The organism is Streptomyces sp. NBC_00390 (assembly GCF_036057275.1).
Taxonomy (GTDB): domain Bacteria; phylum Actinomycetota; class Actinomycetes; order Streptomycetales; family Streptomycetaceae; genus Streptomyces.
Genome location: NZ_CP107945.1, coordinates 1830862 through 1854421, shown reverse-complemented (window position 1 = coordinate 1854421; position 23560 = coordinate 1830862). Strand labels below are relative to the sequence as shown.

At 72.1% G+C, this 23560-nt stretch carries 1 protein-coding gene; it reads left to right on the top strand.

Annotated elements, in window-relative coordinates; translation table 11 throughout:
* Positions 1–268 precede the first annotated feature (268 nt).
* Positions 269–23503, top strand: coding sequence for a type I polyketide synthase (locus OHS70_RS07770; RefSeq protein ID WP_328395042.1), 23235 nt, complete (start codon positions 269–271; stop codon positions 23501–23503).
* Positions 23504–23560 lie beyond the last annotated feature (57 nt).

Sequence of the window (23560 nt, the reverse complement as noted above, 5' to 3'; positions counted from 1 at the left end):
AGAGGAAAATGGGGAAGGTTATACGAGCTGTAGTTCTCCCACAACTGCCCCTAGGGTTCTCCTTAGATTTACCCCGGCTGCCGGTGCTCGTCCCGTCGCCCATTGGGGATTCCCCTAGATCTGATCCGCTGCAGCCGCGGTATGCGGCCGCGGGCCCGAAACTAGGGTCACACTGCAACTTGTCGCCGCCCGGTCGAGCCGATCGCCCGTACCGAGGCCAGCACGGTGCGGTGCCTTTTCGTTCTCTGTGTGGGTGGTGGAGCGCAATATGGTCGAGTCCGAGCTCAACGGAACAGGGAATCGGGCCGGTTCGGCTTTGGCGGATTCGGCCGATGACATAGCCGTCATCGGCTTGGCATGCCGGCTGCCAGGGGCCGCCGACCCGGCAGCCTTTTGGCGGCTGCTCAGCGAGGGCACGGACGCGATCACCGACGTCCCCCCGGACCGGTGGGACGGGGCCGCGGTGGCCGACGCCGACCCGTCCGCGCCGGGCAGGACCGACATCCGCCGGGGCGGGTTCCTAGAACGCATCGGCCACTTCGACGCCGGGTTCTTCGGGATCTCCCCCAAGGAGGCCGCCGCCATGGACCCGCAGCAGCGGCTCGTACTGGAGCTGGCCTGGGAAGCGCTGGAGGACGCGCACGTGCGCGCCGGGACGCTGCGCTCCACCCGGACGGGGGTGTTCGTCGGCGCCATCTGGGACGACTACGCGACCCTGCACCACCGCTCCGGGCTCACCGCCATCTCCCCGCACACCGTCACCGGACTGCACCGCAGCATCATCGCCAACCGGGTCTCGTACTTCCTCGGCCTGAACGGCCCCAGCCTGACCGTGGACTCCGGCCAGTCCTCCTCCCTGGTCTCGGTCCACCTGGCCTGCGACAGCCTCCGCAAGGGCGAGTCGACGATCGCCCTCGCGGGCGGCGTGAACCTCAACATCGTCCCCGAGAGCACCCTGGGCGCCGCCAAGTTCGGCGGCCTCTCCCCGGACGGCCGCTGCTTCACCTTCGACGCCCGCGCGAACGGCTACGTCCGCGGCGAGGGCGGCGGCATCGTCGTCCTCAAGCCGCTGGCCCGGGCCGTCGCGGACGAAAACCCGGTCTACTGCGTGATCCGCGGCAGCGCGGTCAACAACGACGGCGGCGGCGACGGGCTGACCGTACCCCTGCAGTCCGGGCAGGAGCAGGTGCTCCGGCTCGCCTACGAACGGGCCGGAGTCGACCCCGCCCACGTCGGCTACGTGGAACTGCACGGCACCGGCACCAAGGTCGGCGACCCCATCGAGGCAGCCGCGCTCGGCGCGGTGCTCGGCACGGGGCGCGAGCCCGGCCGGCCGCTGCGGGTCGGCTCGGCCAAGACCAACGTCGGCCACCTGGAGGGCGCCGCCGGCATCACCGGCCTGCTCAAGGCCGCCCTGTCGCTCCGCCACCGCGAACTTCCCGCCAGCCTCAACTTCGACACCCCCCACCCGGCGATCCCGCTGACCCGGCTGAACCTCCAGGTGCAGACCGAGCACGCCGCGTGGGAGACCCAGGACCACCGCCCGCTGCTTGCCGGAGTCAGCTCGTTCGGCATGGGCGGCACCAACTGCCACATCGTGCTGGCGGAGCACCGTGCCACGGCGGACGGGCCCGAAGCCGGCGGGTCCGCGACGGGTGCGGATACGGATTCGGGCACGGGTACGCGTACGGACGTGGTGACGGTCACGGCACCGGCGCTGTGGCCGCTGTCCGCCAAGACCGCCTCCGGTCTGCGTGCCCAGGCCGCCGCCCTGCTCTCGCACACCGAGGCGCACCCCGGCCTCGCCCTGCCTGACGTCGGCTGGTCGCTCGCCACCGGCCGCACCGCCTTCGAGCACCGGGCCGTCGTCGTCGGCCACCGCGAGGACTTCCTGCGTGCCCTGCGCGAGCTGTCCACCGGCGGAATCGACGCCGCACTGACCACCGCCCGCACCGGCCCGCGCGGCAAGCTCGCCTTCCTCTTCTCGGGCCAGGGCAGCCAGCGAGCCGGCATGGGCCGCGAACTGACCGAGGCGTTCCCGGCGTTCGCCGCCGCGCTGGACGAGGTGTGCGCACAGCTCGACCCACTCCTGCCGCGGCCGCTGCGCGAGGTTATGTTCGCCCCCGAGAACTCCGTGGAAGCGGCCGAACTCGACCGGACCCTCTACACGCAGACCTCGCTGTTCGCCCTCGAGGTCGCCCTGTTCCGGCTGCTGGAGAGCTGGGGCCTCACCCCTGACCTGCTGATGGGCCACTCCATCGGCGAACTCGCCGCCGCGCACGTGGCCGGCGTCCTCTCGCTTGCCGACGCCTGCGCCCTGGTCGCCGCGCGCGGCCGCCTGATGCAGGAACTCCCCACCGGCGGGGCCATGATCGCGATCCAGGCCGCCGAGGACGAGGTCCGCGCCCGCATCGGCGACCGCACGGACCGTGTGAGCATCGCCGCGCTCAACGGCCCGGACTCCGTCGTCGTCTCCGGCGACGAGGACCTCGTCACCGAGATCGCCGAGGCCTTCGCGGCCCTGGGGCGCAAGACCAACCGGCTGCGGGTCAGCCACGCCTTCCACTCCCCGCACATGGAACCCATGCTGGCGGAGTTCCGTCGGGTGGCCGAAGGCCTTACTTTCCACGCCCCGCGCATCCCGATCGTGTCCAACGTGACGGGCGAGTTGTCCGAGGGGCCCGGGGAGTACGAAGGCGTAACCGCCGAGTACTGGGTCCGCCACGTCCGTGACGCGGTCCGGTTCGCCGACGGCGTCGCCCGCCTCGACGAGCAGGGCGCCCGCACGTACCTGGAGCTCGGCCCCGGCGGTGTGCTGACCTCCATGGCCCGTGCCGGCGCCGGCGCCGATGGCGAGGCCCTGTTCGTGCCCGCCCTGCGCGCCCGCCGCCCCGAGGCGCAGGCTCTGCTGGCGGCGGTCGCCTCGCTGCACGTCCACGGCGTGGAGCCGGACTGGACCGCCCTGTTCGACGGGCGAGGCGTACGTCGTAAGGTCGCGCTCCCCACCTACGCGTTCGAACGGCAGCGGTACTGGCTGGACGGCGCTGCCCCGGCCCCGGTCGCCACCCCCTGGGCGCCTGCCGTCCCGCAGCCGGAAGGGACCGCCGGGACTACCGAGACCGATGGGATTGATAGGACCGCCGGGACCGGGAGCGCGCCCGCGGCCGCCCTGGCACAGCGGCTGGCCGGCCTACCCGAGGCCGAACGCGACGAAGCCGTACTCGACCTGGTCCGCGCACACATCGCTGCCGTCCTGGGACACGCCGAAGCCCGCCAGGTCGAGACCGAGTGGACGTTCAAGGACCTCGGCTTCGACTCGCTCAGCTCGGTGGAACTGCGCAATCAGCTCGGCGAGGCCACCGGGTTGCGCCTGCCCAGCGGACTGCTGTTCGACCACCCGACCCCTGCCGCGCTCGCCCGCCACCTCGGCGCGGAATCCCTGGGCGAGGGCACGGCGGTCGTCTCGCCTGGGATGCCCGGGACGGTGGCCGACCCCGACGAGCCCATCGCCATCGTGGCCATGAGCTGCCGCCTCCCTGGCGGGGTGCGCTCACCGGAGGACTTGTGGCGGCTGGTCGCCTCCGGCGGCGACGCCATCTCCGGATTCCCGACGGATCGCGGCTGGGACGTCGAAGCGCTCTACGACCCGGAGCCCGGCACCGCCGGCAAGTCCTCGACCCGGCAGGGCGGCTTCCTCCACAAAGCAGCCGAGTTCGACGCCGGCTTCTTCGGCATCAGCCCCCGCGAGGCCGCCGCCATCGACCCGCAGCAGCGGCTGGTCCTGGAGACCGCCTGGGAGGCCTTCGAGCGCGCCGGCATCGACCCGGCCACGCTGCGCGGCTGCCGGGCGGGTGTGTTCATCGGCGCGACGGCACAGGACTACGGCCCCCGGCTGCATGAGCCGGTCGACGGCATCGAGGGCTACCTGCTGACCGGCACGACGACCAGCGTCGCATCGGGCCGCGTGGCCTACTCGTTCGGCCTCGAAGGCCCGGCCGTCACGGTCGACACCGCATGCTCGTCGTCCCTGGTCGCCCTGCACCTGGCCGTCCAGTCGCTGAGGAGCGGCGAGTGCACGATGGCCCTGGCCGGCGGCGTGACCGTGATGTCCACGCCCGGCATGTTCGTGGAGTTCAGCCGCCAGCGCGGTCTGTCGGCGGACGGCCGCTGCAAGGCGTTCGCAGCCGGCGCGGATGGCACAGGCTGGGCCGAAGGAGTCGGCATGCTGCTGGTGGAGCGGCTCAGCGACGCCGAGCGCAACGGACACCGGGTGCTGGCGATCGTGCGGGGCAGCGCGGTCAACCAGGACGGCGCCTCCAACGGCCTCACGGCGCCGAACGGCCCCTCGCAGCAGCGGGTCATCCGGCAGGCACTGGCCTCCGCCGGACTCACGCCCGCCGACGTCGATGCGGTGGAGGCGCACGGCACGGGAACGCGGCTCGGCGACCCGATCGAGGCAGAAGCCCTCATGGCTGCCTACGGCCAGGGGCGGGACAGCGACCGGCCGCTGTGGCTGGGCTCGCTGAAGTCCAACGTCGGTCACACGCAGGCCGCGGCGGGTGTGGCTGGCGTGATCAAGATGGTGATGGCGATGCAGCACGGCGTGCTGCCGCAGACCCTCCACGTGGACGAGCCGACGCCGCACGTGGACTGGTCGGCGAGCGGCTTACGGCTGCTGACCGAGGCAGTGGAGTGGCCTGACAGCGACCTGCCGCGCCGCGCGGCGGTGTCCTCGTTCGGCATCAGCGGCACCAACGCGCACGTCATCGTCGAACAGGTCCCGACGAACGAAGCACCCGCCCGTGAGGCGGCTGCTGTGGGACCGGTTCCGTGGGTGCTGTCGGGGAAGAGTGAGGCGGCGCTGCGGGACCAGGCGGGTCGGCTGCTGTCCTTCGTGGACGCGGAGGGTGCCGATGCTGGGCCGGCTGATGTGGGGTTCTCGCTGGCCACGTCGCGTGCGGTGCTGGAGCGCCGTGCGGTCGTCGTGGGTGAGGACGTTGCTGAGTTGCGGCGGGGGCTGGAGGCGATTGCTTCTGGTGCTGCTCCGGTGGGCGGTGCTACTGGGGGCAAGGTTGGTTTCTTGTTCTCGGGTCAGGGGTCGCAGCGGTTGGGGATGGGGCGTGAGCTGTACGCGTCCTACCCGGTGTTCGCCGATGCGTATGACGAGGTGTGTGCGCGTCTGGATGCGCCGGTCGACGTCGACTCGGAAGAACTGCACCGGACGGGCGCCGCCCAGCCCGCTCTCTTCGCTGTTGAGGTGGCGCTGTTCCGGCTGTTGGGGTCGTGGGGGGTGCGGCCGGATTACGTGGCGGGTCACTCGGTGGGCGAGATTGCGGCCGCGCATGTGGCGGGTGTGCTGTCGCTCGATGACGCGGCGAAGCTGGTGTCGGTGCGTGCTGCGCTGATGCAGGCGCTGCCTGCGGGCGGTGCGATGGTTGCTGTGCAGGCGACCGAGGACGAGGTCCTGCCGCATCTCACCGATCAGGTCGGTATCGCGGCGATCAACGGGCCTCAGTCCGTGGTGGTCTCCGGTGCGGAGGACGCGGTCACCGCGATCGGCGAGCTCTTCAAGCAACAGGGCCGTAAGACGTCCCGGTTGAAGGTCAGCCATGCCTTCCACTCGCCGTTGATGGACCCGATGCTGGACGATTTCGCCGAGGTCGTAGGCGGCTTGTCCTTCAGTGAGCCGCGGATTCCGGTGGTGTCCAACCTCACGGGCCGTCTCGCCGAGGCGTACACGCCGGAGTACTGGGTCCGCCATGTCCGTGAGGCGGTCCGTTTTGCGGATGGTGTGCAGACCCTGCACGACCTGGGCGTGACCACCTTCGTCGAGATCGGCCCCGGCGGCGTCCTCAGCGCCCTCACCCAGGGCTGCCTCGACGACGACGTCGTCACCGTCCCTGCACTCCGCGCCGACCGCCCCGAGCCGTACGCGATCGTCACCGCCATCGGTCAGCTCCATACCCACGGCATCTCCCCGGACTGGCAGGCGCTCTTCCCGGGCGCCCGGCGCGTCGACCTGCCCACGTACGCCTTCCAGCGCGAGCGCCACTGGCTCGATGCGCCTCAGGTGGCAGCCGCCGGCGCCCCGGAGGCGATGGACGCCGAGTTCTGGCACTCCGTCGAGAGCGAGGACCGCGCATCACTCGGTGCGCTCCTGGGGATGGAGCCCGCCGAACTGGACGTGGTCGCACCCAAGCTGTCCGCCTGGCGCCGGCAGCGGCGCGAGCAGTCCACCGCCGACGGCTGGCGTTACCGGATCACCTGGCAGCCGCTCGGCGACATCGGGGGCGCCGCTCCGTCGGAGACCTGGTTCTACGTGGTCCCCGAGGAGACCGCATGGACCGCGGCGATCCACGCCGGACTCACGGAACTCGGCGTCGAGCTCGTCCCGTTCGTCGTGGGCGAAGACACCGACCGCGATGCGCTGGCCCGGACCCTGGCCAACGCCGGGCACGGGCAGGTCGACGGCATCGTGTTCGCCGCGGCAGGGGCTGGGGCTGGGGCAGGAACGGACGCCCTCCAGCGGCTCGTCCTGCTCGTCCAGGCCCTCGGCGACACCGGGATAGAGGCCCCGCTGTGGTGCCTGACCACCGGCGCGGTGTCGACCGGCCCCTCCGACCCGCTCACCGACCCCGCCTCGGCCCAGATCTGGGGCCTGGGCCGGATCGTCGCCCTGGAACAGCCGCAGCGCTGGGGCGGGCTCGTCGACCTGCCCACCGAACTCGACTCCCGCTCGCTGGAGCGACTGGCCGGCCTGCTGGCCCAGGCCGACGAGGACCAGCTCGCCGTACGAGCCTCCGGCGTGTCCGGCCGCCGTCTCGTACGCGCGCCGCAGAGCGCGGCACCGGCGGACGCGCCCTGGTCGCCGCGCGGCACGGTGCTCGTGACCGGCGGTACGGGTGCGCTCGGCGGGCATGTGGCCCGCTGGCTCGCCACCGCCGGAGCCGAACACCTGCTGCTCACCAGCCGCCGGGGCCCCGACGCTCCGGGCGCCGCCGAACTCAGGGCGGAGCTGGAGGAGCTGGGCGCTCGGGTCACCGTCGCCGCGTGCGATGCGGCCGACCGGACCGCGCTCGCCGAGCTGTTCGAGCAACACACGGTGAACGCCGTGGTGCACACCGCAGGCGTGCTCGACGACGGCCTGGTCGAATCGCTCACGCCCGAGCGCCTGAACCACGTGCTGCGGCCCAAGGTGGACGCCGCGCTCCACTTGCACGAGCTAACCCGGGACCGCCAGGACCTCGACGCCTTCGTCCTCTTCTCGTCGATGACCGGTGTCTGGGGCAACGGCGGCCAGGGCGCCTACGGTGCCGCGAACGCCTTCCTCGACGCCCTCGCCGAGCAGCGCCGTGCCCAGGGCCTGCCCGCGCTGGCCGTCGCGTGGGGGTCGTGGGCGGACGGAGGCATGGCCGACGGCGCCGCCGGCGACCACCTGCGGCGGCGCGGCGTCCGGGCGATCGCGGCCCTTCCCGCGATCTCCGTGCTGCACGGTGCGCTGACCCACGGCGAGACGTCCGTGACCGTCGCGGATGTGGACTGGGACCGCTTTGTCCCGGCCTTCGCCGGCACGCGCCCCTGCCCGCTGCTGCACGGTGTGCCCGAGGCCCGTAAGGCCCTCGAAGCACGCGCCCAGGCGGCGCAGAGCGCCGAAGTGCCCGCGTCCGCGCTGGTCCAGCGCCTCCTGGGCGCCACGCGGGGGGAGCAGGACCGCATCCTGCTGGACCTGGTCCGTGAGCAGGCCGCCACGGTGCTCGGCCACACGGGCAAGGGCGCCTTCGAGGCCGACCGGACGTTCCGCGAGACCGGCTTCGACTCGCTCACCGCCGTCGAACTGCGCCACAGGCTCAATACGGCCACCGGCCTCAAGCTGCCCACGACCCTGGTCTTCGACCACCCGACCCCCACCGCGCTCGCCCGCCACCTGCGCGAAGAACTCCTCGGCCGGCACGGGCTGGAAGCGGAGGCCGCGCAGGCGACGGCCGCCGCCGCGACCGACGAGCCCCTCGCGATCGTCAGCATGAGCTGCCGCTTCCCGGGCGGCGTGCAGTCGCCGGAGGACCTGTGGGAGCTGCTGCGCTCCGGCCGGGACGCGGTGTCCGGCTTCCCCACCGACCGCGGCTGGGACATCGACTCGCTCTACGACCCCGACCCCGACCGGTCCGGCAGGACGTACGCGCGTGAGGGCGGCTTCATCCAGGGTGCCGACCGCTTCGACGCCGGCCTCTTCGGGATCTCGCCGCGCGAGGCGCTGGCCATGGATCCCCAGCAGCGCCTGCTGCTGGAGACCTCGTGGGAGGCCTTCGAGCGCGCTGGCATCGCCCCCGTATCCGTCCGCGCCAGCCGCACCGGTGTCTTCATCGGCACCAATGGCCAGGACTACGCCAACGGGCTGCGCAACGCTCCCGAGGAGATCGAGGGATACGCGCTGACGGGCAAGGCGGCGTCGGTCGTCTCCGGCCGCATCTCCTACACGTTCGGTCTTGAGGGTCCTGCGGTCACGGTCGACACGGCCTGCTCGTCCTCGCTCGTGGCCCTCCACCTAGCCGCACAGGCACTGCGGAGCGGCGAGTGCTCGATGGCCCTGGTCGGCGGCGTCACCGTCATGACCACGCCGGACCTGTTCGTGGAGTTCAGCCGTCAGCGCGGGCTGTCGCCGGACGGCCGCTGCAAGGCGTTCGCGGCCGGTGCCGACGGCACCGGCTGGGGTGAAGGCGTCGGCCTGCTGCTGGTGGAGCGGTTGTCCGACGCCCAGCGCCACGGGCATCAGGTGCTGGCAGTGGTGCGCGGCAGCGCGGTGAACCAGGACGGTGCGTCCAACGGTCTGACCGCCCCCAACGGTCCGTCGCAGCAGCGGGTCATCCGGCAGGCACTGGCCTCCGCCGGACTCACGCCCGCCGATGTGGACGCGGTCGAGGCCCACGGCACGGGCACCAAGCTGGGCGACCCGATCGAGGCGCAGGCGCTGCTGGCGACGTACGGCCAGGAGCACTCCGACGACCGGCCGGTGTGGCTGGGATCGGTCAAGTCCAACATCGGTCACACGCAGGCTGCGGCGGGTGTGGCCGGTGTGATCAAGATGGTGCTGGCCATGCAGCACGGTGTGCTGCCGCAGACGCTGCACGTGGACGAGCCGACCGGGCACGTCGACTGGTCGGCGGGCGCCGTACGGCTGCTGACCGAGCCGGTGGAATGGCCCGGGACCGCCGGGCCCCGCCGGGCCGCGGTGTCGTCCTTCGGCATCGGCGGCACCAACGCGCACACGATTATCGAGGAGGCGCCCGCCGCGGCCGAAGCCGAGCCGGCCGCGGTACACCGACCGGTGCCCGTGCCGTGGGTGCTGTCGGCGAAGAGCGAGGTGGCGCTGCGGGCGCAGGCCGAGCGTCTGCTGGCCTTCGCGGCCGGCGACGTCTCTCCGGTCGACGCCGGATTCTCGTCCGCCACGACGCGATCGGCGCTGGAGCACCGGGCTGCGGTGATCGGCACCGACGCAGCCGAACTGCGGGCGGGGCTGGAGGCCCTTGCCACAGGCGAACCGGCGGCGAACGTGACGCTGGGGCGCGCCCGATCCGGGGGCAAGGTCGGGTTCTTGTTCTCGGGTCAGGGTTCGCAGCGGTTGGGGATGGGGCGTGAGCTGTATGCGGCGTTCCCGGTGTTCGCCGATGCGTATGACGAGGTGTGTGCGCGTCTGGATGCGCCGGTCGACGTCGATTCGGAGGAGTTGAACCAGACCGGGTGCACTCAGCCTGCGTTGTTTGCGGTTGAGGTGGCGCTGTTCCGGCTGTTGGGGTCGTGGGGGGTGCGGCCGGATTACGTGGCGGGTCACTCGGTGGGCGAGATTGCGGCCGCGCATGTGGCGGGTGTGCTGTCGCTCGATGATGCGGCGAAGCTGGTGTCGGCGCGTGCTGCGCTGATGCAGGCGCTGCCGGCGGGCGGTGCGATGGTGGCGGTCCAGGCGACCGAGGACGAGGTCCTGCCGCACCTGACCGACGGTGTCGGTATCGCGGCGATCAATGGTCCGCACTCCGTCGTGGTCTCCGGTGCCGAGGATGCCGTGCTGGAGATCGCCGAGGTCTTCACGCAGCAGGGCCGCAAGACGTCCCGGCTGAAGGTCAGCCACGCCTTCCACTCGCCGTTGATGGACCCCATGCTGGAGGACTTCGCCGAGGTCGTCCGCGGTCTGACCTTCAGCGAGCCGCTGATTCCGGTGGTCTCCAACTTCACCGGCCGTCTTGCCGAGCCGTACACCCCCGAGTACTGGGTCCGGCACGTCCGTGAGGCGGTCCGTTTTGCGGATGGTGTGCAGACCCTGCACGACCTGGGCGTGAGCACCTTCGTGGAGATCGGCCCCGGCGGCGTGTTGAGCGCCCTCACTCAGGGCTGCCTGGACGACGACGTGGTCACCGTCCCCGTACTACGCGCCGACCGCCCCGAACCGCAGGCGATCACCACGGCGTACGCTCAGCTGCACGTCTGCGGCGTGGAAGTGGACTGGCACGCCTTCCTCCCCGGCGCCCGGCGCATCGACCTGCCCACGTACGCCTTCCAGCGCGAGCGCTACTGGCTCGACGCCCCCGCCTCCGCCGGTGACATGCGCGCGGTGGGCCAGGGCGAGGCCGGTCACCCGCTGCTCGGCGCCGCCGTGCCGCTGGCCGACGGCGACGGGCACCTGCTCACCGGGCGGCTCTCGGCGCACACGCATCCGTGGCTGGTGGATCACACCGTGAACGGGGTCGTCCTCCTGCCGGGAACCGCGTTCGTCGAGCTGGCGATCACCGCTGCCGACGCCGTGGGCTGCGACCTGCTGGAAGAACTGACGCTGGAGACACCGCTGTTCGTGCCCGGGCGCGGCGGCGTCGCACTGCAGGTGCGCGTCGGCGCCGACGACGGCTCCGGCCGCAGGCCGCTGACCGTGCACTCGCGGATCGACGACGGGGACACGCACGCCCACGAGGACGAGTCCGAGCGGACGTGGGTCCGGCACGCCTCCGGCTCGCTCGCCGTCGCCACGGACCCGGTGGACGGCTCGCTCGCCGCATGGCCGCCCGCGGCCGCGGAGCCGGTCGACGTCGACGGCTTCTACGACCGTCTCGCGGGAATGGCATTCGAGTACGGCCCGGTCTTCCAGGGGCTGCGTGCCGCGTGGCGGAGCGGGGACGACTTCTTCGCCGAGGTGGAACTGCCCGGCGCGGAGCGGACGGCCGCGGGTGCGTACGGTCTGCACCCCGCGCTGTTCGACGCGGCCCTGCACACCGTCTGGCTGGGTGCGGTCGAGCCCGAGGCCGGGACGGGGAACGGGCTGCTGCCGTTCGCCTGGAGCGGCGTGCGCCTGGCGGCCGCCGGAGCCTCCGTCCTGCGGGTGAAGGTCTCGCGCGCAGGCACCGGCACCTCCACGGTGTCGTTGGTTCTGGCCGACGGCACCGGCGAGCCGGTCGCGCGGATCGACTCCCTGACGCTGCGCCCGGTCCCCGCCGACCAGTTGCGCGCCGGTTCCGGCAGCGACGACTCGGTCTTCGGCCTGGAGTGGACACCGGTCAGCCTGCCGACCGCGCCGGACGGCATGAGGATCGAGACGTACGAGGACCTCGCCGCTCTGCAGGCCGCAGCCCCGCTGCCGGACGCCGGAGCCGAGGCCGTGGTCGTGCCGTGCCCGACCGGGGCCGGCACGGACCTCGCCACCCGGGTCCGCGAGGTCACCAATGCCGTGCTGGAACTGGTGCAGTGGTGGCTCGCCGAGGAACGCCCGTCGCGTCTGGTGCTGGTGATGCGTACGGGAGACCTGGTCCAGTCGGCGGTCCGCGGGCTGGTGCGCTCGGCGCAGAGCGAGAACCCCGACCGCATCGTGCTGGTCGAGACCGATGCCGATGCCGATGGCGACAGCGGTGACGATGCCGGTCTCGCCGGGCTGCTGCCCGGCCTGATCGCCTCCGGTGAGCCGCAGGGCGAGGTGCGCGCGGGCGAGGTCCGGGTGCCGAGGCTGGTCCGCATCGCCGCGCCGCACGCGGAGACGGAGCTCTCTGACCTCGGTTCCGGCACCGTCCTGCTGACCGGCGCGTCGGGCGGGCTGGGCGGACTGTTCGCTCGCCATCTGGTCGCCGAGCACGGTGTCCGCAGCCTGCTGCTCGTCAGCCGCCGCGGCGGGGACGCACCTGGTGCGGCCGAGCTCACCGCCGACCTGACCGCGCAGGGCGCCGATGTCACCTGGGCCGCCTGCGACGTGGCCGACCGCGATGCCGTGCGTGAACTCCTGACCGGGCGGAGCCTGTCCGCGATCATCCACACCGCCGGTGTCGTGGACGACGGCATCATCGGTTCGCTGACTCCCGAGCGGCTGGACGGCGTGTTCCGCCCCAAGGTCGACGCGGCGTTGAACCTGCACGACCTGTCCGGTGACCTGTCCGCGTTCGTGGTCTTCTCCTCCGTGGCGGGCACTCTCGGCACGCCAGGCCAGGGGAACTACGCCGCCGCCAACACCTTCCTCGACGCCCTCGCCGAGCACCGCCGTGCCCAGGGCCTGCCCGCCACCTCGCTGGCCTGGGGCCTGTGGGCGCAGGACAGCGAGAGCGCGATGACCGGCAGCCTCGATCACACCGATCTCACCCGCATCAAGCGCATGGGCCTCGCCGCGATCCCGTCGGCGGACGGGCTGCGGATGTTCGACGCGGCCCTGGCCACCGGGCGGGCGGCAGTCGTCCCGATCCGGCTCAACACCTCCGCCTTCCGCGACGGACAGGGACAGCAGGCCGTTCCGCCGGTGCTGCGCGGACTGGTCCGGGTCGCGCCGGTGCGGCGCGCGGCAGCGGCGGCGAAGGCGGCATCGTCTTCCCTGGGCCGGCGGCTGGCCGGGCTGCCGGAGGCCGAGCGAGAGCAGGCGGTGCTGGACCTGGTCCGTACCGAGGTCGCCGCCGTGCTCGGCCACGCCGGCGCACAGTCGGTCGGCGCGGACGACTCGTTCAAGGACATCGGGTTCGATTCGCTGACCGCCGTCGAACTGCGCAACCGGCTCAACTCGGCCGTTGGCATGCGCCTGCCCGCCACACTGATCTTCGACTACCCGAACCCGCTCACCCTCGCCCGCTTCCTGACCGCCGAAGCCGCGGGCTCCGGCGAGGCGGCGGCCGTGCCGGCGACCGTCTCCACGGCCACCGGCGCGGCGGACGAGCCGATCGCGATCGTGGGCATGGCCTGCCGCTACCCCGGCGGGGTGCAGTCGCCCGAAGACCTGTGGCAGCTGGTGTTCTCCGGCCGCGACGCGGTGTCGGGCTTCCCCGAGGACCGCGGGTGGGACGTCGAGAGGCTCTACGACCCGAACCCCGACCAGTGGGGGACCAGCTACACCCGTGAGGGCGGTTTCCTGCACGACGCGGCGGACTTCGACGCGGAGTTCTTCGGGATCTCGCCGCGTGAGGCGCTGGCGATGGACCCGCAGCAGCGGCTGCTGCTGGAGACGTCGTGGGAGGCGTTCGAGCGGGCTGGCATCGATCCGGCCTCGGTGCGAGGCAGCAGGACCGGTGTCTTTGCCGGCGTGATGTACCACGACTACGGCGGGCGCGTGCACACCTCGCCGGCAGGTCTTGAGGGCTACCTCGTCAATGGCAGTGCGGGCAGCGTCGCTTCGGGGCGCGTCTCGTACACCTTCGGTCTTGAGGGTCCTGCGGTCACGGTCGACACGGCGTGCTCGTCCTCGCTCGTGGCACTGCACCTGGCGACCCAGTCGCTGCGGAGCGGCGAGTGCTCGATGGCCCTGGTCGGCGGCGTCACGGTGATGGCGACTCCCTCGACGTTCGTGGAGTTCAGCCGTCAGCGGGGCTTGTCGGCGGACGGCCGGTGCAAGGCGTTCGCCGCTGGTGCGGACGGTACGGGGTGGGCCGAGGGCGCGGGCATGCTGCTCGTGGAGCGGCTGTCCGATGCCCGCCGGAATGGGCATCAGGTGCTGGCGGTCGTGCGCGGCACTGCGGTGAACCAGGACGGTGCGTCCAACGGCCTGACGGCTCCGAACGGTCCGTCGCAGCAGCGGGTGATCCGGCAGGCGCTGGCGAACGCCGGCCTGTCCTCGGACCAGGTCGAGGCGGTCGAAGCACACGGTACGGGCACGACGCTGGGTGACCCGATCGAGGCGCAGGCGCTGCTGGCGACGTACGGGCAGGAGCGCGCCGAGGACCGGCCGCTGTGGCTGGGCTCGCTGAAGTCCAACATCGGCCACTCGCAGGCCGCTGCCGGTGTCGGTGGTGTGATCAAGATGGTGATGGCGATGCGGCACGGTGTGCTGCCGCGGACGCTGCACATCGATGAGCCGACACCCCATGTGGACTGGTCGGAGGGCGCGGTGCGGCTGCTGACCGAGGCGGTGGAATGGCCCACGGGCGACGCGCCGCGCCGGGCCGCAGTGTCCTCGTTCGGCGTGAGCGGTACGAATGCGCACGTGATCGTCGAGCAGGCGCCTGTCGCGGCGGAGCCTGCTCCGGTCGCGGTCGCGGTCGCGGTCCCGGACTCGGGGTCAGTTGTGCCGTGGGTGCTGTCGGGGAAGAGTGAGGCGGCGCTGCGGGACCAGGCGGGTCGGCTGTTGTCCTTCGTGGATGCGGAGGGTGCGGAGGTTCGGCCGCTTGATGTGGGGTTCTCGCTGGCCACGTCGCGTGCGGTGCTGGAGCGCCGTGCGGTGGTTGTGGGCGGGGATCTTGCTGAGTTCCGGCGGGGGCTCGAGGCGGTCGCTTCTGGTGCTGCTCCGGTGGGCGGTGCCATTGGGGGCAAGGTTGGTTTCTTGTTCTCGGGTCAGGGGTCGCAGCGGTTGGGGATGGGGCGTGAGCTGTACGCGGCGTACCCCGTCTTTGCCGCGGCTTACGACGAGGTGTGTGCGCGTCTGGATGCGCCGGTCGACGTCGACTCGGAAGAACTGCACCGGACGGGCTCCACGCAGCCTGCGTTGTTCGCTGTTGAGGTGGCGCTGTTCCGGCTGTTGGGGTCGTGGGGGGTGCGGCCGGATTACGTGGCGGGTCACTCGGTGGGCGAGATTGCGGCCGCGCATGTGGCGGGTGTGCTGTCGCTCGATGACGCGGCGAAGCTGGTGTCGGTGCGTGCTGCGCTGATGCAGGCGCTGCCTGCGGGCGGTGCGATGGTTGCTGTGCAGGCGACCGAGGACGAGGTCCTGCCGCATCTCACCGATCAGGTCGGTATCGCGGCGATCAACGGGCCTCAGTCCGTGGTGATTTCCGGTGCGGAGGACGCGGTCACCGCGATCGGCGAGCTCTTCAAGCAACAGGGCCGTAAGACGTCCCGGTTGAAGGTCAGCCATGCCTTCCACTCGCCGTTGATGGACCCGATGCTGGACGATTTCGCCGAGGTCGTAGGCGGCTTGTCCTTCAGTGAGCCGCGGATTCCGGTGGTGTCCAACCTCACGGGCCGTCTCGCCGAGGCGTACACGCCGGAGTACTGGGTCCGCCATGTCCGTGAGGCGGTCCGTTTTGCGGATGGTGTGCAGACCCTGCACGACCTGGGCGTGACCACCTTCGTCGAGATCGGCCCCGGCGGCGTCCTCAGCGCCCTCACCCAGGGCTGCCTCGACGACGACGTCGTCACCGTCCCTGCACTCCGCGCCGACCGCCCCGAGCCGTACGCGATCGTCACCGCCATCGGTCAGCTCCATACCCACGGCATCTCCCCGGACTGGCAGGCGCTCTTCCCGGGCGCCCGGCGCGTCGACCTGCCCACGTACGCCTTCCAGCGCGAGCGCCACTGGCTCGACGTACCCCAGACACCCGGTGACGTCCGGGCTGCCGGTCTGGGGGCGGCGGACCACCCGCTGCTCGGTGCCGCGATCGCGACCGCCGACAGCGACGGGGTCCTGCTCACCGGGCTACTCTCCCTCGAAACCCACCCGTGGCTCTCCGACCACGCCGTGAACGGGACCGTTCTGCTGCCCGGCACCGCGTTCGTCGAGCTGGCGGTCCGGGCGGGTGACGAGGCCGGCTGCGGATGGATCGAAGACCTCACCCTGGAACTTCCCCTGGTCGTGCCCGAGCGCGGCGGCGTCACCCTTCAGGTGGCGGTCGGCCCGGAGGACGAGTCCGGCCGGCGGCAGCTGAGCGTGCACTCGCGCGTCGAAGACGGTTCCTGGCTGCGGCACGCGACGGGCGTGCTGTCCTCGGCAGAGGCGCCGCCCGCTGCGGATATCGGCGCATGGCCGCCCGCCCGCGCGGAGGCCGTTGATCTGACGCCGTTCTACGAGGACATGGCTGCGGCCGGCCTGGACTACGGTCCGGTCTTCCGGGGCCTGCGGTCGGTGTGGCGCAGCGGGGACGACGTCTTCGCCGAGGTCGAACTGCCGGAGGACTCGGGCGCCGACGCGGCTGCGTTCGCCCTGCACCCGGCGCTGCTGGACGCTGCTCTGCACGCCCTGGCCGCGGGCGGGCTGGTGTCACTGGACGACGGCCCGGTCCTGCCGTTCGCGTGGTCCGGTGTCGCTCTTCAGGCGGCCGGTGCATCCATGGTGCGGGTGAAGCTGTCGCGGACGGGCACCGGTTCGGTGACGCTGGCCGTGGCCGACGGCGCCGGTGATCCGGTGGCCTCGGTCGAGTCGCTGTCGCTGCGTGCCGTATCTGCGGAGCAACTGCGCGGTGCCGGTGACGGCGACCCGCTGTTCGGGCTGGAGTGGACGCCGTTCACGCTGCCCCCCGCCTCCGAGGCGCTGGTGATCGAGGCCGTCGCGGACTTCGTCGCACTGCGGGAGTCGGAAGGGACCCCGGACGTCGTTGTCGTTCCGTGCCCGACAGGTTCCACCACGGACACGGACACGGCCACCCAAGTCCGTGAAGTCACCAATGCCGTGCTGGCGTTGGTGCAGTGGTGGCTGGCGGAGGATCGTCCGGTGCGTCTGGCGTTGGTGACGCGTCCCGGCGATCTGGCTCATGCTGCGGTGTGGGGGCTCGTGCGGTCCGCGCAGTCGGAGAACCCGGACCGGATCGTGCTGGTGGAGGCCGAAGACACCGATGAAGCCGTCCGCGTGCTGCCCGCCGCGATCGCTTCCGGTGAACCGCAGTTCGCGGTGCGAGGCCATGACGTGCTCGTACCGCGCCTGGCAAAGGCCACCGGGGCCGCCGCCGGCACGCCGGACTTCGGCGTTGGCCCGGTCCTGCTGACCGGTGCGTCCGGGTCGCTGGGCGGGCTCGTCGCCCGGCACCTGGTCGCCGTTCACGGCGTGCGCAGCCTGCTGCTGCTCAGCCGGCGCGGTGCAAAGGCCCCCGGCGCGGCCGAGCTGGAGGCCGAGCTGGCCGCGTGGGGCGCCGAGGTCACCTGGGCGGCCTGCGACGCGGCCGACCGGGACGCCCTTGCCGCGGCGCTGGCCAGGACGCAGGTGACGGCCGTCGTGCACACCGCCGGCGTCCTCGACGACGGCGTGATCGCCGCGCTGAACCCGGAGCGCATGGACGCGGTGCTGCGGCCGAAGGTCGACGCCGTGCTGAACCTCCACGAGCTGACGAGCGACCTGTCGGCGTTCGTGGTCTTCTCGTCGGTGTCCGGAATCCTGGGCAGCGCCGGGCAGGGCAACTACGCCGCAGCGAACACCTTCCTCGACGCCTTCGCCGAAGCCCGCCGCGCCCAGGGCCTCCCCGCGACCTCCCTGGCGTGGGGCCTGTGGGAGCAGGGCAGCGGCATGGCCGACCGGCTCGACCAGGCGGACCTCACCCGGCTCAAGCGGGTGGGTCTGGCCCCGATAGCCGTTGACGAGGGACTGCGGCTGTTCGACGCGGCGCTGGCCTTGGACCGGTCCACTGTCGCTCCGCTGCGGCTGGACCTCGGCGGCACGCAGGGCACGGTGCCTCCGGTGCTGCGAGGGCTGCGCGGCCCCGTACGGGGCACCGCGCGGCGCACGGCGCAGACCGCGCCGAAGGGATCGCTGGGCCGGCGGCTGGCCGGGCTGCCGGAGGCCGAGCGCGAGCAGGCGGTGCTGGACCTGGTCCGTACCGAGGTCGCCGCTGTGCTCGGGTACGCCTCGGTCCGGGCCGTCCAGCCGGAACACGCCTTCCAGGACGCCGGTTTCGACTCGCTCACCTCGGTGGAACTGCGCAACCGCCTGAACACAGCGACCGGGCTGCGGCTCCCCGCGACCATGGTCTTCGACCACCCGACGCCCGCCGCGCTCTCCCGCTTCCTGCTGGCCGAGACGCTGGGCGTGCAGGAGCAGTCCGAGGCCGCGGTCGCCGCGGTCGCCGGCACGGACGAGCCGATCGCGATCGTGGGCATGGCCTGCCGGTTCCCCGGTGATGTGCGGTCGCCCGAAGACCTGTGGCGCCTCGTCGCGTCCGGCGGCGACGCGATCTCCGGATTCCCCGAGGACCGCGGCTGGGACGTCGAGAACCTCTACGACCCCGACCCCGACCGCTCCGGCAAGTCCTACGTGCGCCACGGCGGCTTCCTCCACGAGGCGGCCGAGTTCGATCCTGCCTTCTTCGGGATCTCGCCGCGTGAGGCGCTGGCAATGGACCCGCAGCAGCGGCTGCTGCTGGAGACGTCGTGGGAGGCGTTCGAGCGGGCTGGCATCGATCCGGCCTCGGTGCGAGGCAGCAGGACCGGTGTCTTCGCCGGCGTGATGTACCACGACTACGGCGGGCGGGTGAAGACGGCCCGGGAGGGCATGGACGCCTACCTGGGCAGCGGCAGTGCGGGCAGCGTCGCTTCGGGGCGCGTCTCGTACACCTTCGGTCTTGAGGGTCCTGCGGTCACGGTCGACACGGCGTGCTCGTCCTCGCTCGTGGCACTGCACCTGGCGACCCAGTCGCTGCGGAGCGGCGAGTGCTCGATGGCCCTGGTCGGCGGCGTCACGGTGATGGCGACTCCCTCGACGTTCGTGGAGTTCAGCCGTCAGCGGGGCTTGTCGGCGGACGGCCGGTGCAAGGCGTTCGCCGCTGGTGCGGACGGTACGGGGTGGGCCGAGGGCGCGGGCATGCTGCTCGTGGAGCGGCTGTCCGATGCCCGCCGGAATGGGCATCAGGTGCTGGCGGTCGTGCGCGGCACTGCGGTGAACCAGGACGGTGCGTCCAACGGCCTGACGGCTCCGAACGGTCCGTCGCAGCAGCGGGTGATCCGGCAGGCGCTGGCGAACGCCGGCCTGTCCTCGGACCAGGTCGAGGCGGTCGAAGCACACGGTACGGGCACGACGCTGGGTGACCCGATCGAGGCGCAGGCGCTGCTGGCGACGTACGGGCAGGAGCGCGCCGAGGACCGGCCGCTGTGGCTGGGCTCGCTGAAGTCCAACATCGGCCACTCGCAGGCCGCTGCCGGTGTCGGTGGTGTGATCAAGATGGTGATGGCGATGCGGCACGGTGTGCTGCCGCAGACGCTGCACATCGATGAGCCGACACCCCATGTGGACTGGTCGGAGGGCGCGGTGCGGCTGCTGACCGAGGCGGTGGAATGGCCCACGGGCGACGCGCCGCGCCGGGCCGCAGTGTCCTCGTTCGGCGTGAGCGGTACGAATGCGCACGTGATCGTCGAGCACGCTTCCGCTTCGGTGGATCTGCCCCCCGCGCCCGACTCCGGCGCGGCCGTGCCGTGGGTGCTGTCGGGCAGGACCGAGGCGGTGCTGCAGGCACAGGCAGAACGCCTGCTGTCCCTCTCCTCGGACACGGATCTGCTGCCGGTTGACATCGGCTTCTCGCTCGCCTCCACACGCTCGTCGATGGAGGCCCGGGCTGCCGTGGTGGGGGAGAGCCGGGACGAACTCCTGGAAGGACTCCGTGCGCTGGCCGCAGGGTCCCCGTCCGGACGGGTCGTCGTGGGTGAACCGGGCGCCGGGGGCAAGGTTGGTTTCTTGTTCTCGGGTCAGGGGTCGCAGCGGTTGGGGATGGGGCGTGAGCTGTACGCGGCGTACCCCGTCTTTGCCGCGGCTTACGACGAGGTGTGTGCGCGTCTGGATGCGCCGGTCGACGTCGACTCGGAAGAACTGCACCGGACGGGCGCCGCCCAGCCCGCCCTCTTCGCTGTTGAGGTGGCGCTGTTCCGGCTGTTGGGGTCGTGGGGGGTGCGGCCGGATTACGTGGCGGGTCACTCGGTCGGCGAGATTGCGGCCGCGCATGTGGCGGGTGTGCTGTCGCTCGATGACGCGGCGAAGCTGGTGTCGGTGCGTGCTGCGCTGATGCAGGCGCTGCCTGCGGGCGGTGCGATGGTTGCTGTGCAGGCGACCGAGGACGAGGTCCTGCCGCATCTCACCGATCAGGTCGGTATCGCGGCGATCAACGGGCCTCAGTCCGTGGTGATTTCCGGTGCGGAGGACGCGGTCACCGCGATCGGCGAGCTCTTCAAGCAACAGGGCCGTAAGACGTCCCGGTTGAAGGTCAGCCATGCCTTCCACTCGCCGTTGATGGACCCGATGCTGGACGATTTCGCCGAGGTCGTAGGCGGCTTGTCCTTCAGTGAGCCGCGGATTCCGGTGGTGTCCAACCTCACGGGCCGTCTCGCCGAGGCGTACACGCCGGAGTACTGGGTCCGCCATGTCCGTGAGGCGGTCCGTTTTGCGGATGGTGTGCAGACCCTGCACGACCTGGGCGTGACCACCTTCGTCGAGATCGGCCCCGGCGGCGTCCTCAGCGCCCTCACCCAGGGCTGCCTCGACGACGACGTCGTCACCGTCCCTGCACTCCGCGCCGACCGCCCCGAACCGCAGGCCGTCGTCACCGCGCTCGCCGAACTGCATGTGCACGGCGTCTCCCCGGACTGGCAGGCGCTCTTCCCGGGCGCCCGCCGCGTCGACCTGCCCACCTACGCCTTCCAGTACGAGCGCTTCTGGCTGGAAGCGCCCGAGGAGTTCACCGGCAGTGCCGCTGCCACCGGACTCGGGCTGGGTGCGGCCGAGCACCCGTTGGCGGGTGCGGCGGTCGCGCTGCCGGGCACCGGCGGATTCCTGGTCACCGGGCGGCTCTCGCTCAAAACCCACCCCTGGCTCGGCGACCACACAGTCATGGGCAGCGTGCTGCTGCCGGGCACCGCGCTCGTGGAGCTGGCGGTGCGTGCGGGCGACGAGGCCGGTTGCGCGCAGATCGAGGACCTGACGCTGGAAGCGCCGCTGATCGTCCCGGAGCGCGGCGGTGTGGCCGTGCAGGTGTGGGTCGGCGCCGAGGAAGAGGAGCCGGGCCGGCGTGCGCTGAGCGTGCACTCGCGGCTGGACGACGCTCCGGACGACGCGCCGTGGGTACGGCACGCGATCGGCTTCCTGACGGACGTGCTGCCGGAGCCGCCGCACGGTGCGGACGTCGGGGCGTGGCCGCCGGCGGGCGCGGAGGCCGTCGATGTGACGGCGTTCTACGACGGCCTGGCCGAACTCGGCCTGGGATACGGCCCGGTCTTCCGGGGCCTGCGGTCGGTGTGGCGCAGCGGGGACGACGTCCTCGCCGAGGTCGCCCTGCCCGAGGGCACGGAGGCAGGCGCGTTCGCCCTGCATCCGGCGCTGCTGGACGCGGCGCTTCATGCGATCGGCGCGGGGGGGCTCGTCCCCGTCGATGACGGGCCGCTGCTGCCCTTCGCCTGGTCCGAGGTGAGTGTGCGGGCCGCCGGGGCGACGGCGCTGCGGGTCAAGGTCTCGCGGACGGGCACCGACGCCGTGTCGCTGACCGTGGCCGATGCCGCCGGTGGCCTGGTGGCCACGGCCGGCTCGCTGTCGCTGCGCCCGGTGTCGCAGGAGCAGCTGCTGAAGGCGGGCGGCTCCGGCGGGCGTGCCGAGAACTCGCTGTTCGGCCTCGCATGGCAGCCGGTGGCCCTCACCGAGGCCGCCGTCGGTACCGAGGTCCGGAGTTACGCGGACCTGGCCGCTCTGGTCGCCGGACCGGACCTGCCCGATGTCGCGGTCGTGCCGTGCCCGGTGGGATCCGGTGAGGACATCGCCGAGCGGGTGCACGCCGTAGCGAGCGAGGTTCTGGCGTTGGTGCAGTGGTGGCTGGCGGAGGATCGTCCGGTGCGTCTGGCGTTGGTGACGCGTCCCGGCGATCTGGCTCATGCTGCGGTGTGGGGGCTCGTGCGGTCCGCGCAGTCGGAGAACCCGGACCGGATCGTGCTGGTGGAGGCCGAAGACACCGATGAAGCCGTCCGCGTGCTGCCCGCCGCGATCGCTTCCGGTGAACCGCAGTTCGCGGTGCGCGGCCATGACGTGCTCGTACCGCGCCTGGCAAAGGCCACCGGGGCCGCCGCCGGCACGCCGGACTTCGGCGTTGGCCCGGTCCTGCTGACCGGTGCGTCCGGGTCGCTGGGCGGGCTCGTCGCCCGGCACCTGGTCGCCGTTCACGGCGTGCGCAGCCTGCTGCTGCTCAGCCGGCGCGGTGCAAAGGCCCCCGGCGCGGCCGAGCTGGAGGCCGAGCTGGCCGCGTGGGGCGCCGAGGTCACCTGGGCGGCCTGCGACGCGGCCGACCGGGACGCCCTTGCCGCGGCGCTGGCCAGGACGCAGGTGACGGCCGTCGTGCACACCGCCGGCGTCCTCGACGACGGCGTGATCGCCTCGATCACACCGGAAGGGATGAGGGAGGTCTTCCGGCCCAAGGTGGACGCCGTGCTGAATCTGCACGACTGCACCCGGGAAATGGACCTGGCCGCCTTCGTCGTCTTCTCGTCCATCGCCGGAATGGTCGGCAGTGCCGGTCAGGCGAGCTACGCGGCGGCGAATTCCTTCCTCGACGCCTTCTCGTCGTACCGCCGCCGTGCGGGTCTGCCCGCCACGTCGCTGGCCTGGGGTGTGTGGGAGCAGTCCGGCGCGATGACGGTCGGCCTCGCCGAGGCCGACCGGGCGCGGATGGCGCGCAGTGGCGTGCTGCCGCTGCCGCCGGAGGAGGGGCTGCGACTCTTCGACGCGGCACTGGCCTCGGACGAGGAGGTGCTCGCCCCGGCCCGCCTCGGCACCGGTGCGCTGCGCGCCGGTGAAGCGCCGGCGGTGCTGCGCGACCTTGTGCCGGCTGCGGCCCGCAGGACGGCACAGGCAGCTGCCGTGCCCTCCGTGTCCTCGCTGGCCGACCGCCTGGAGGGGCTGCCGGAAGCCGAGCGGGACAAGGCTGTCCTGGACCTGGTCCGGGCCGAGGTGGCCGCGGTCCTGGGCCACGCGTCGGACCGTACGGTCCGACCGGAACACGCCTTCCAGGACCTGGGATTCGACTCGCTGACGGCCGTCGAATTGCGCAACCGGCTGAACAAGGCCACCGGGTTGCGGCTCCCCGCGACGCTGGTGTTCGACTACCCGACACCCGCTCTCCTCGCCCGTCATGTGCTCACGGAGACGGTGGGGGCGGCGGAACCAGCTCTAGTGGATTCCCTACTTGCTGACCTGGACAGGGTCGAACAAGAATTGGTCACGAAGTTGGCAGAGAGTGAAGCTCGCGACCGGATCCTGTCAAAGCTCCAGGCTGTGTTGGCGATTGCCGACGAATCCGGCAAGGCGCCGGCGCCAGAAGGCTCTGGAACGCGCAGCGATCTGGAATCGGCCACGGACGACGAAGTATTTGATCTGCTCGGCAAGGAATTCGGGATCTCCTGACCGTTCCCGTGCGTCCCGGTGACCTCCTTTGTCGAATTCCGGTAAGTCTTCGCAGGG

What these genes read in the sequence shown, in the direction of transcription:
- OHS70_RS07770 (WP_328395042.1), top strand. Translation starts at nt 269, where the DNA reads ATGGTCGAGTCCGAGCTCAACGGAACAGGGAATCGGGCCGGTTCGGCT.